Annotated in this window: 12 protein-coding genes; 3 read left to right on the top strand and 9 right to left on the bottom strand. The window is 42.8% G+C overall.

Features of this window, described 5'->3' with window-relative positions; translation table 11 throughout:
• Positions 1-17 precede the first annotated feature (17 nt).
• Positions 18-1562: an SCO family protein gene (locus tag FKG96_RS00965; protein ID WP_149104995.1), complete on the top strand. Its 1545-nt coding sequence runs from the start codon at positions 18-20 to the stop codon at positions 1560-1562.
• Positions 1563-1687: 125 nt separating this feature from the next.
• Here the strand turns inward: FKG96_RS00965 and FKG96_RS00960 are convergent, their stop codons facing one another.
• The 4 genes from FKG96_RS00960 to FKG96_RS00945 all read right to left on the bottom strand — a co-directional run bounded on the left by FKG96_RS00960 (position 1688) and on the right by FKG96_RS00945 (position 6631).
• Positions 1688-2212 (bottom strand): DUF2911 domain-containing protein, encoded by a 525-nt coding sequence (locus tag FKG96_RS00960; protein ID WP_130855056.1) that lies wholly within the window; start codon positions 2210-2212, stop codon positions 1688-1690.
• An 86-nt stretch (positions 2213-2298) separates the two neighbouring features.
• Positions 2299-2658, bottom strand: coding sequence for a VOC family protein (locus tag FKG96_RS00955; protein ID WP_149104994.1), 360 nt, complete (start codon positions 2656-2658; stop codon positions 2299-2301).
• A gap of 123 nt (positions 2659-2781) precedes the next feature.
• Positions 2782-5244, bottom strand: coding sequence for an ABC transporter permease (locus FKG96_RS00950; RefSeq protein WP_149104993.1), 2463 nt, complete (start codon positions 5242-5244; stop codon positions 2782-2784).
• A gap of 280 nt (positions 5245-5524) precedes the next feature.
• A complete protein-coding gene (locus FKG96_RS00945) occupies positions 5525-6631 on the bottom strand; it encodes an acyltransferase family protein (protein WP_149104992.1) in 1107 nt (368 codons plus the stop codon).
• Positions 6632-6848: 217 nt separating this feature from the next.
• Here FKG96_RS00945 and FKG96_RS00940 point away from each other — a divergent pair, with 217 nt between their 5' ends.
• Together FKG96_RS00940 and FKG96_RS00935 are read left to right on the top strand one after the other, a co-directional pair.
• Complete coding sequence (locus FKG96_RS00940) at positions 6849-7718, top strand: AraC family transcriptional regulator (RefSeq protein ID WP_041387937.1); 870 nt, start codon at positions 6849-6851, stop codon at positions 7716-7718.
• 98 nt (positions 7719-7816) lie between these two features.
• Positions 7817-9334: an acyl-CoA dehydrogenase family protein gene (locus FKG96_RS00935; RefSeq protein ID WP_149104991.1), complete on the top strand. Its 1518-nt coding sequence runs from the start codon at positions 7817-7819 to the stop codon at positions 9332-9334.
• A 34-nt stretch (positions 9335-9368) separates the two neighbouring features.
• On the opposite strand, the gene FKG96_RS00930 is transcribed toward FKG96_RS00935, so the two are convergent.
• The 5 genes from FKG96_RS00930 to FKG96_RS00910 are packed head-to-tail and all read right to left on the bottom strand — an operon-like array spanning position 9369 to position 12596.
• The gene (locus tag FKG96_RS00930; RefSeq protein ID WP_130855061.1) at positions 9369-9938 is read right to left on the bottom strand and encodes a carboxymuconolactone decarboxylase family protein; all 570 of its coding nucleotides are present in this window, start codon (positions 9936-9938) and stop codon (positions 9369-9371) included.
• Between the two features lie 12 nt (positions 9939-9950).
• Positions 9951-10802 carry an AraC family transcriptional regulator gene (locus FKG96_RS00925; protein WP_130855062.1) on the bottom strand — a complete coding sequence of 284 codons (852 nt, stop codon included), beginning with the start codon at positions 10800-10802 and terminating at the stop codon, positions 9951-9953.
• A 55-nt stretch (positions 10803-10857) separates the two neighbouring features.
• Positions 10858-11319 carry a thioredoxin family protein gene (locus tag FKG96_RS00920; protein WP_130855063.1) on the bottom strand — a complete coding sequence of 154 codons (462 nt, stop codon included), beginning with the start codon at positions 11317-11319 and terminating at the stop codon, positions 10858-10860.
• A 1-nt stretch (position 11320) separates the two neighbouring features.
• On the bottom strand, positions 11321-12028 hold the full coding sequence (locus tag FKG96_RS00915; protein ID WP_130855064.1) for a peroxiredoxin-like family protein: 708 nt from the start codon (positions 12026-12028) through the stop codon (positions 11321-11323).
• Positions 12029-12056: 28 nt separating this feature from the next.
• A complete protein-coding gene (locus tag FKG96_RS00910; protein ID WP_130855065.1) occupies positions 12057-12596 on the bottom strand; it encodes a carboxymuconolactone decarboxylase family protein in 540 nt (179 codons plus the stop codon).
• Positions 12597-12601 lie beyond the last annotated feature (5 nt).

Raw genomic sequence — 12601 nt, 5'->3', positions numbered from 1 at the left:
TCTATCGTGAATAGGTCATGGAAGAATCTATATTTAGGCAACGGGTGGATGAACTTAGAAGTTCATCCAAACCCTATCGGCAGCTGACGTCTTTATTGAAAGAAGAACATGTTGTTTATAGAAATAAAAGTGCAAATGCGGTTACCCGAATGAGAGGTTATGTTTTGTACTCATTCTTCTTAAAAGGTTTACCGGACAGTGCGCTAATTTTTGTCTATGAAGAATTGTCATCAAGTAGAGAAGCTTATCTGGTGGCTGCCGCTTCACTAGCTTTAAGAAAAGCTGAAAAAAAGCGCCCTGTGATGGCCGACTATTTGTTAAAAGCCCTTCAAAATGTCAAATTTTTTGACAACTATTTTTCATTTGATCACTATTATCAACAATGGCCTTTAGACAACAAAACAACGGCCGTTGCAGAAATTCTGAGTACCATGAAATGGTTGGGTGCTTACGCGAAAACATGCCTGCCCACACTTAGAACCCTTGCCGCCAATGGCGACAATAAGCTAAGCCTGAAGGTTGTCACCGCTATAGGCGAAACCATAAAAATAATTGAAAATGACAATACTCCGATAGAAGATTGCTGTGGTGACATTCCTTCATTTCTTGGAGCAGATCTAAATTTATCGTTGAGTAAAAAAAGAGGTGTCAGGATGTTTAGGGAGATCGTGCTTGAGAATCAGGACGGCCGTCAGGCCCACCTCCACGATTTTACTGATGGGCGGCCCACATTGGTGGCTTTTTTTTATACTAGATGTGATAACCCGCTTAAGTGTTCGCTAACCATTACAAACTTAGCGGCAATCCAACGACAATTGATGAAGGAAAGTTGGGGCCAAAGTGTTGCGCTTTTAGCCATAAGTTATGATTCTTTTTATGACCTTTCTTATCGGATTAAAAATTATGGAGTATCGAGAGGGGTTGTATTCAACAAGAACATGCAAATGTTTAGGGCGGTACCGGATATAAATCTAGTGAAAGATTATTTTAAGTTAGGCGTTAACTATACCGGCGAAGCAGTAAATCGCCATGTAATCGAACTTTACATATTGGATAAAAACGGCCGGATTGTAAAGGGGTTTCAACGAGGTGAAATGGATAATACAAACATCATCGGTCATTTAAGAAGCATGGCTCTTTCAGCAGATAATGCGGGAGCTCGATGGCTTTCCACTGTTAAGGATGGATTTAAAGGCGTAACCTCAGTGCTTGTTCCGTTATTTATTATGCTCCTTCCAAAATGCCCCTTTTGCTTTGCCGCTTATTTGAGCATGTTTGGGATAGCTGGCATGCAGTTTATGCCTTATGTTAGATTTATTTTTCCCTTACTTGTAGTCGCGATGGCAATCAATATGTTTGCACTATATAGAATGGGTGTGCAAAGAAATAGCTTTTTTCCGTTGTATTTATGTGTCGTCGGATCCGCGATAGTTGTAACTTTTGGATATTTTATGCCGACGAAACTCGCATTGATTATTGGACTAACTTTGCTTTTTTTAAGCGCGGTTCTAAACGCTTTGCCTCATCACGTTTACCTTAAATTGAAATCGAGAATAGGCTGACATCTTGCGCTTGATTGACTACTGGCCAATGTAGATGGCAAGTCTACTATTTCCTGAGTACGAAAGTAGACATGCCATTACGTTTGGGGTTGGGATGAAAAACTAAGCGATATCCCTTTCTCTTATTATTTTATTTTTACCGGAACCTTTACTTTCTCCCATATCAGGGCGATTCCGTCACTGTTGACTTCATACGTCAGAGCCTCCGTCATGGTATTGCTTACCGGTTTAACGGTAACGGTCAACACATCATTGGCACGATCTAAGTTCGCCTCGCCACCCTTTTTGGTGCCGGGTTGCCCGGTCTGTGAGTTGAAAATGATCGTCCATGATGATTTGCCCGGGATGGCAAATAAGCTGTAGCTTCCGGCGGGTAGTTTTTTGCCTTCTACTTTTAGGTCCTTATCGGTTGTAAAAACCGTAGCGGCATTAGCCCCTGCGCGCCAGATTTTGTCATAGGGCACCAGTTCTCCCCATATGGTTCTCCCCTTAACACTTGGGCTGCTGTACTGTATGGATACGGTTGCACCGCCGATTTTACCTTCCGCGCTTTTTTTAGGACTTTGAGCGCAGGCAATTAAGCTGACATTGGTCAGAATGAAAAGGATAGCGAATATTCGCTGAACACCTGAATGGATACTAGATTTCATGAAGATATTTTTTATGTATGATACTAATATAGGATTAATTTTTATTTAAGCTAATGGTGGTGTCTAATGATTATATAAAGGGCTTGCTAGGATGAGCTTTGTCCAAATGTTAGCAGATTATTATCGGGATCCAGCAATGAAAATTCTTTCTGTCCCCAGGGCTTGGTTTGCAAGGGTGCTAGGGGATGTATACTTACTTTATTGGCCAGAAGAGATTCATATAATTCTTCAATATTGTCTGTTCGGATATAAATCTGTCCGTAATTCGTTTTAGGATCCAGTTCTTCAAACAAAAAGAAATGAATTTGTATATGATCCTTCTCAATCATTAAATAATCAGGATAGTCGGCACTGCCGAATTCCTCGAAACCGAGTTCCTTAAGGTAATAATCTTTTGTCGCGGCTTTGTTCCGCATCGGCAACTTGGGGTTTATATCCGTTAGCATAATGGTAGTTTTTTGCGTCCGTTGATACATCGGGTTTATACCTGCAAGATACGATAACTTGCCTCGATAAACAAAGTAAAAGCGTACAACTTAAAGCTTATAACTTATAACCTATCTCAGATACTATTCACTCCTCAAGCTTTTTACCGGATTGGCAACGGCCGCTTTGATTGCCTGAAAGCTGATGGTTACAAGGGCTATAACTACGGCCGTCAATCCGCCAATGGCAAACAGCCACCAACTAACATGGATTCGATAGGCATAATCCTGCAGCCATTGGTGCATATAGTACCAGGCGATGGGAGTAGCTATAGCAAAGGCGATAGCAATCAGTACGATAAATTCCTTTGAAAACAAATAAACAATGTTACCTGTACTGGCTCCCAGTACTTTACGGATACCTACTTCCTTGATTCGCTGCACGGCCATAAAGGAGGCTAAACCATATAGGCCTAAACAGCTCAGGAAGATGGCAATAGCGGCAAAAATTTTATATAGGACAGCTAATTGATTTTCCTGTTTGTAAAAGCCTCCAATTTTTTCGTCGAGAAACTTATATTCATAAACGTAATCCGGAAATGCCTGCTCCCATATTTTTTTGATCGCTTGCATGGTGGATGAAATATTGGAAGTTGTTAGCTTTATTCCTGCCTGACGGTACATGGTGCTGTTTGTTGCCATAAGTAAAGGCGCAAGATGGTGGTGAAAAGACCGATCGTTAAAATCTTTCACTACACCAACAACAGGGCATTTTATGACGTCGCCAAACATGCTTATTTCTTTACCCAATATTTCTTCGGGACTTTTTAAGCCCAAACTTTTTACCAGCGCTTCGTTCACCAGGAATTCCCTTGTCATGCCGGAGGCTTGCAAGTTTCTTCCCGCTATCAGCTGTAATTGATAAGCGGGCACATATTCATTATCGACGAACTTGGTTATGGCCTGGAAGCCTGCCTCTTTGATTGCATGGTCAAATTTTAGTTCGGTCCATAAATCATTATCATTTTCAGCCGGTGTATGGGAGCTGAAACTTACCGCCTGCACACCATTTACAGACAATAATTGCTGCCTTAAATAATCCGTTAATTTGGTGCCGGTGCTATCGGGGCGGAACGGAATGTTTACAATAGCTTCTTTATCGAAACCCAAAGGCTGATTCATGAAAAAATTCATCTGCTTCACAATGACCAATGTGCCGATGATCAGTGCCTGTGCAATGATAAATTGAAACACAACGAGCGCTCGTCTCAGTGAAATGCCCTTTGTGGTACTTGCCGTAAGTTTGCTCTTTAAGGCATTAACCGGATTAAAGCGGGACAATACCAGCGAAGGATAAAATCCTGCCAGCGCAGTTACCACTAGGGTTACCGTTAGGAGAAATAAGATAACAGAAGGGCTGCCGAGTATATTAAATGGCAGGGAAAGTTCAAGCAATTGGTTGATAGATGACAGGGCCAGTACGCTGATAAGGCTTGCAAGTACGACAGCGAAGCTAACGATCAAAAAGGTTTCAACGATGAATTGGATTTGCAACTGCGATTTATTGCTACCTAAAACCTTTCTTACGCCGACTTCTTTGGCACGGTTTACCGCTTGGGCAGTAGAAAGATTGATAAAATTGACGCAGGCAATTAACAGAATAAATGCAGCGATTAACCACAATACATTGATCAGTTCGCGACTGATGGTTTTGTTGCTATAATTGCCTGTTTGTGTATCATAATGCACGGCATCCAACGGTTGTATAAGGTAGCTGTCCTTATGATCGGGCGCTTGCACCTTTTGTGCGTAATCACTTAATTGCCGATTAAAATTGTCGGCGGCTATATGAGGAGGCAATAGAACGTAGCAACCAAATTCAGGTGCTGTGGCCTTCCAATCAGGAATCTGCAATCCATATTGTTCATCGCCGGTAAAATCCGTTCCGAAGGCAATGACGAGCTTTAGCTGGAAATCTGTATTAGCGGGTATATTGGCGAGGATGCCGGAAACTTTCAGTGCGACCGGTGGGGATTGAAACAAGCCTGCGCCGACGCGATACGATACGATTATTTTGAGGCTTTTGCCGATGGCTGTCTTCCAATCGCCGAAGTATTTTTCTGCAATCTCTTTGGTAAGTAATACATGGTTCGGATCTTTCAGGGACGCATACGAACCGGCAAGTAGCGGAAAATCAAAGATGTTGAAGAACGAGGGGGTTGTATAAAACACACCACTCTGCTCTTTAAAACTCTTCACCGGATTTCCGTTTACGTCCAATACCTGTAACTGATCATTATGGCTTGCATAGATCGGTGCCACCTGTTTTAATTTAGGGAAGGTTGTCCGTAATCCTTTGGGCAGCGGAAAGGGAACGCCTTTTCCATACGATACACTGGCTGCATCTGTTTGGGGATATTCAGTTAATACACGATAGATACGATCTTTTTTGGTATGAAAATTATCGAAGCTCGTCTGAAATTGTATAATGATAAAAATCAGCATGCAAACGGCAATACCCACAGCCAAGCCAATAATATTGATGGCTGCGTAGCCCTTATTGCGAAGGAGGTTGCGACCGGCTATCTTAAAATAATTCTTAAACATATTAATACAATTTAAACAAGTGATTTCCACACTTCAATCTTTGTTCCAAACAGTTATATTGCTTATTATTAGTGTATTATAGCGATTTTGAGATGCGGTAATTGTAACGATAGCGAACAGGAAAGTGTTCGTTATTGTTACAACTTGCGTTGATCATAAAAACAGCTTCTGTGCGTCATGAAGGTTAAACTCCTACATAAAAATGTGCTGTACAACAAAAAGTCGTACGTGTTTTTGTAAAGCAGCAAGAGGTAACACATCGCAGGTTGATAAAAGAAAACTATAATTTAAAAAAGATACGTTTCTGATAAAGCCAATAGCATAGATACCATTCGCAAAACAGGGTAGCAATAGCAACAAGGATAGCCGTTGGATCAGCCGATAAACCGAGGAGGTGAAGCCCCCCGCCGACAAATAGATGCACGATGCCATTGAACCATTGCTTGCCGACGGTTTCAAAAAATAGATAGATGAAAATGGGGTTCATACCAACCACCACGAAAATCCAGGCACCTGATTGGTATCCTTTAACATCAATCAACCACCGGAAGAAGGCAAGTATGGCCAATATATAACCACCGGAAACGAATACAAAACCGGGCGTGCTGATGCGTTTGATGATAGGGCTGAGCAACGTCCAATCTAGCATATAACCTATGAGCAGACAGCTTAGGGAAGCAAGGATTAATTGCTTGCTTTTTGCCACATCGTTGGAGACGCTTGATAGGACTTTTCCTGCAAGGACACCCCAAATGGTATGGGCGGCGGTTGGGATGAAGTTGATGGTTACCCAACCACCATCGTTATCTTTGCCCATTACGAGCATATCGATGTAAGTGCCGAAGTTTTTCCCCAATACGAAAGGCTGATCATATCCCGGTATGGTGGTAAAACGATAAAGGATATCGGTAAGCAGCAGCAAAAAAAGACTGAATAGCAGTTGCTGAAGAAAAGACCAACGGATGATCAGATAAGCGATGATCGTTGTAAAAGCCAATTGGGTTAGTACGTTCCAGAGTTCCCAAACGAGTTTGCCACTGTACACGCAATGCAAGGCAACGCCACAAAGGAAAAGCTTTGCCGAACGCCAAGCAACGCTTTTAAAGTGCGCTGACCAGCTGACACCAGCGGCTTGTTTACGTTGAAAGGACAGATACAGTGAGGTACCGGCAATGAACATAAAGGCGGGCTGCACCAGATCCCAAAAATAGAGCCCATGCCACTCGTGATGAAAAAAATGATGTATGATACCCTGTGGCCATCCGCTTGAATAGGTTGAGGATAAGGCCGTATAGAGCTCGCAACTTTCCGCGGCCAATAAGATCATAATGAGCCCGCGCATGACATCGAGCGATAGAATCCGTGTTTGAACTTTTTTTTCTTCCATCTGATTTTGGCTTCTTTTCTGCAAAACATGAAGATTGCGAGTACCTGATATACTACCTTGTTACAGTAGCGTTTGTAATTGGCTTTTGGTATTAATACTTACAATGCTAAAAAAAGTATTTAATGTAAACAACTATTTTGGGAACGCAACCGTTTGTCTAATTTGAATGATTAGGGGATTGCACAAAAGGCCTGCTTTATATAAGTTTGTATCAGCTATGGAGAAGCCGGTAAATGCAGATGAGTTTGTAGAACGATTTATGGTGGGTAACATGGACCACCTGCGTTACCAGCATTCGCCGGTAAAGGTGTTCCGCCTCAGCGAAATTGCGCCGTATATCAAGATCCCGGTACCACCCATCCTTTTTGGTTATAATCTGCTGGTGCATATCACCGCGGGTTCTTTTGCACATCAGGTTGGATCTAAGGTATATACAGTGAAAGCACCGGCGATCCTTATCAGTACTTATGGCAACATCGCCGCCATCAAATCAGTCGATCCATCGGCAAAGGGCCATTGTGTCTTGATAAACGATAGTGCGATGACCTCCATCTTTCGGGAACAGGAGATTCTGAACATCTTTACCATTTCACCGCTTGTGAATTTAACGGATGAGGAAAGTACGAGGCTCCACCAACTTTTCCAACTGCTTTACGAAGAGCTACATACGCGTGAACCTTATAAAGAGCTGGCCGAAAGCTTGTTGAAATCCCTGTTGCTGAAAACTATTAAACTTTCTGCATCAAACCATAGCCTCAGCCGAATCCAAGAGATTGCTACGCTGTTTAAGCAACTGGTGCATAAGCATTGCCGGAAACAGAAACAGATTGGTTTTTATACCGACAAGCTTGCTATATCGGCCAACTATTTAAATCGATGTGTCTCCATGGTGTACAATAAGTCATCGAAACAGCTTATTCTGGAAGTGTTGGTAATGCACGCACAGCTTTTGTTATTGGAATCGAGCAAAAGCGTGTCGGATATCTGTTATGAACTGGATTTTCAGGATCCGTCTTACTTCTCGCGGGTGTTCAAAAAATTGGTAGGTATGTCACCTAGCGAATACCGCCAGTCCATAAAAAAATAATATGCACGATTTGTCCTAATCCTTGCACAGAATCAAACAGGCTTTTGGGTTTCTGATCGGTAGCTTTGTGTGAGTTCATTGTAATAAAACATATACCTATGATCAATACCGCAGAGATTACCCGTGAAGTGCAAAATTTTAACATCTTTATAAATTCGTTCAGGAAGCGTTTAGCCAGCTTGTTTAACACTGAACATGACTATAATGCCCTCAGTTTGAAAAGGGGACTGCCACCTGGTTTTTTAAGTGAAATTATGGATATGCAACCGCTTGCCGTGGCTATTCCCGAAAACTATGGTGGCCGTGGCATGAAGGTGAAGGAGTGTTTGAGCGTATTGTCTGCAGCGTCTTATGAGTCCTTATCGCTCTCGCTTATTTTTGGGATTAATATTGCCCTGTTTTTGGAGCCTTTTGCAAAATATGGCCATGTGGCTGCACAGGAACGGGTTTTTAGGCGATTTTTGGAAAACAAGGCGATGGGAGGTTTGATGATTACGGAACCGGATTATGGTAGTGATGCACTTAATATGCAAACTTTTTATCAGGAAGAAGCAAACGGTTATCGAATTAAGGGCGAAAAACATTGGCAGGGTTTAACGGGCGCAGCTGACTTTTGGTTGGTAGCGGCACGGAAAAAAAATGAACAGGGCGAGTTGGTTCGGGATATCGACTTTTTCTTCACCGATAATGCGCTTGCTGAACAGCAGATCGACGTGAAAGAGCGTTATAACAGCTTAGGCCTATATGCTATTCCTTATGGCTTGAACCTTATTGATGTGGAAGTGCCGGCTACGCAGCGTCTGCTTCCGGAAAGTACAGGGCTTAAGTTGATGCTGGATACCTTGCATCGCAGTCGATTGCAGTTTCCGGGCATGGGTATGGGCTTTATTAAACGATTGCTGGATGAATCGTTGCTGCACTGCAAAACGAGGGTAGTTGCAGGCCAGCGTTTGTACGAATTGGATGCGGTGCAATTTCAGCTATCGCGTATTCAGGCCGCCTACACGATCTGTTCGGCCATGTGCTCATACAGTTCTAAAGTTAGCTCGATTGAACAGGATGTTTCGGGCAACGGCGTGGATGCGAACAGTGTGAAGGCATTGGTGACCGACTTAATGCAGGAGTCGGCACAGATAGCACTGCAACTGGCCGGGGCCAATGGTTACCGCTTGGATCATATAGCGGGTAGAGCAGTAGTGGATAGCCGACCTTTCCAGATTTTTGAAGGTTCGAATGAAATGCTCTATACACAAGTGGCTGAATCGGTTGCCAAACTGATGCGGAAAAATAAAGAGTCGAATCTGCTACGCTATTTGAAGGGCTATGAACTGACGGCACAGGCTGCCCCTTATTTTGCCGGATGTTTAGATTTTAGCTTTCCCGAGCAACCTAAAAAGCGAGATTTGGTAACGCTTGGCCGGATCATTGCGCGGGTAATCTGTTTCCAGATGGTGGTGGTGTTGCAGGATGCCGGATTTAACCGTGAATTGGTTGATATTACGCAAAAGCATATGGGGATGGATTTGAATATGTTGATCGGACAACTGACCGCTAATAATGATGCCGTACCGGTGATTGATTATGAAGAGGATGCGGCTTGGGCCGATTTCGTTTAAGGCTGGTCCGGTTCGAAATCAAGGCAGAGAGAATTCATGCAATATCGTCATTTTCATCTTCGTCATTTTTTTTAAGTACAGGTGCCTCTGGAAAATCAAGCGGCACTTGCATCGTTTTTGCCATGAAGTTGCTCATATAACTTTCTCCTATGGTTTCTAGGACATCTAATAGATGCTCTTTCGTATAGCCCGCATCGAAGAAGGCATTTAGTTCATTGGTGATATTTTTACCTTTGCGTACTGCCATACTTTTTACCAAACGGGCGAGCGTAGCAAGTTTGGTGTCGAAATTTGCTTTTCCGTCACGTAATTGCATAATTTCCTCCTCACTAAATCCATTCAGTTTGGCAATCATGGTATGGGCGCTGAGGCAATAAAGCGAATTGTTCAGCTGGGCCATGACGAGGCTAATGGCTTCACGTTCTTTTAAAGAAAGACTGGTTTTCCGACCATGAAAGCGATAGAAGTTTCGAAAGGCATGATTCGAATGCATCATGGATAGATAGAGGTTTGGCACGTGCCCGAGTTTTTCATCAAAATATCGAATATAATTTCTATTTTCCTCACTGATCGCCTGTATGAGGGGCATCTCAATAGTTATCATAGCTTGGCTCTTTTAATCACGCTCTTCGGTTGTTCTGAATTCGGAAATATTATGCCCGGTATGTTGTTTGAAATATTTGCTAAAATGGGCGGGGCTTTCGAAACCGAGCTCATAGGCAATTTCTTTGGCCGATCGATCGGTATAATGGAGGTAGCGTTTGGCTTCCAGGATGATTCTGTTACGTATAAGAACTGAGGGGGCCGACTGTTTTAACAAGGCAAATACATTGCTTAGGGTTTTGGGTGATTTATTCAGCAGGGCAGCATAAAACTTTACCTCGTGTTCGGTTTTGAAATTCGCTTCCAAGAGAAGGGAAAATTTCCGCACGATATCCATCTTTTCGTCCGGATTCAGCTGATAGCTTTCATGCTGTTGCTTGGCAATACGGGTCACCTTAATGATGACGCGTTTGAGCAGCGTCCGTAGCATTTCGCCCTGAAAATTATCCCGGACCTTTAATTCACGGGAAAAGACATCCGCTAGATGCTCCATTTCGCTTACCTCTTCCGGTTCCAATCGAATAAACATGGGATGCTGAATGCCGTAGAAGAGAAAGCCGACGCAACCTACTTCTGCGTCATGATCTACGATGCAATAAAACTCGCGATTGAATTGCCAAGCAACTAGATTTTCCGGATGTTCAAACCGAAAGTGTTGATTGGCTACCAAGGGTAGGATACAGGTTTGGGGCATAATGTATTCAATTTCATCGATGATCACGCGCTGGGATTCTCCGCGATTATAAACGAATGTATTGATAGGGACGGGGTTCCCTTCCCGTATGCCCTTCCCTGCGAGCAGTCGGTTGTTGCTATGCATGACAAACCGACCCAATGTTCTGTTTTCGATGTATTCACTGATCATTGTCTACCGCTCAATTTTTATCAAATCTATGGATTATCATGCCAAAATTTCTTTCCTAGCTTTTTGTTTTTGCTTGTTTTCCGAAGTCAACGAGTTTATCACCGGTAACAAAGCCCACTTGCCGCATAAGCAACTTACCTTCGGGGCTGAAGAAGAGCAAGGTAGGATAGGCACTTACCTGCCACTTTTCGGCTAATTTCGGTCCTTCTCCTTTTTCCATGTCAATACGGTAGTTAATGTAATTGGTATTGTAATAACTTGCCGCATGGGCCTCTTTGAAGGTTTTTGATTTCAACAGTTTACAAGGTGCGCACCATGAGGTATAAGCGTCAACGAAGATATATTGACCACTCTTTTTGGCTCTTGCCATTACATCTTTCCATTTACCTCCTGTAAACCGGATTTCGCTTTCCGTTGTCATCGCTTTTTCTTTCATTTGAGCATCGAGCTTGGCTGGCAATAGCGAGCAAAAAGGGATGATCAGGATACTGCTTAAACAGATTTTTATGTTCTTCATGTTATAGTTCTTTATAGAGGGTTTGTGTTACAGCTTTTAATAGTTCTGTACTGAGCCTTTGCTTGAAATCGGGATTAATGTACTCATAGTGTATTTTGCCACTTTTATCGAGGATAAAGACGGAAGGTACGGGTAATAGGAGCTCTTGATCCATACCACCGGTGGTTTTGGGCAACATTTCCCAATACGCTTTCGGAGCCTTAAAAGCTAATCCGAATTGCTTGGATGCATTTAAATCGGCATCGGAAAGTAGGGTATAACCCAGAAGCTTTTCTGTTGCAGAGGCCTGTAATCCTTCCGGGCTGTCCGTGCTAATTGCAATTAACTGATAACCCATTTTTTCCAACTCAGGCATTAATTCTTGCAACGCGGCGAGTTGTTTGCTGCAGTACGGGCACCAGCCACCTCGATAGAAAACAAGTATGGTGGGTTTAGTCGCTACCGCCTGATGGAGTTCGAAGTCTTTACCGGAAACATCTTTCAGTGTGATCATCGGGATTGTTTCGCCTGTCAGTAACGGACTGATATCTTCGGGTGACTCAGGAGCCTTATACATCAAATCCGTCCCCTCCTTTTTCATCATTTTCTCATCGCCCTGCATCGAATTTTGACCGAAGGTATGCGTTGCTATGATTGCACTCATCATCGACAAAAGAGTCACTTTATAGATCAAACGGAAAGACTTTCCTGTTGTATTCTTCTTTTTCATTTGTAAGTTAAATAGCGTTCTACTTTATTTATACGAGTTCTTTGGCCAAGGGAAAGTCGACAGGCACCTCGGTTACGGCATGTAGTAAATTGCTGATTGTTCTATCACCAATTAACATGATTAAATCAACGAGGTTTTCTTTGGTATAACCTGCTTCAAAAAAGGCGGTCAACAGCTTACGGTCAATCTGCCCCTTTTTTTCAGTGATCTCTTTGGCGAGCTTTACCAGGGCATCTAATTTCGGATCGGAAGGAATAGTTCCACCCCTAATGGCCAGGGCCGCATTTTCTCCAATGCCTGTTGACCGTGCAATGAGGGTGTGGGCGCTGAGGCAGTAAATGCAATTATTCACCTGACTTACTACCAGATTGACAGCCTCTACTTCTCGAGGGCTAAGAGAGGTGGAACTATCTTCCAAGGTGAGATAAGCTTCTAATGCATGTTCAGAATAAGCCATTACATTGTAGAGATTGGGGATTTTACCGAAGGATTTTTCCATCTTCTCGAAGAGCTTTTTATTTCTTTCGGAGACTTCTTCTTTTGTTAAAACATGGAATGCATTTTTCATTTTTA

Source organism: Olivibacter sp. LS-1 (assembly GCF_008245145.1).
Lineage (GTDB): Bacteria > Bacteroidota > Bacteroidia > Sphingobacteriales > Sphingobacteriaceae > Olivibacter > Olivibacter oleidegradans.
The sequence above is the reverse complement of the archived record's forward strand: the minus strand, read 5'-3'. Positions and strand labels throughout refer to the sequence as shown.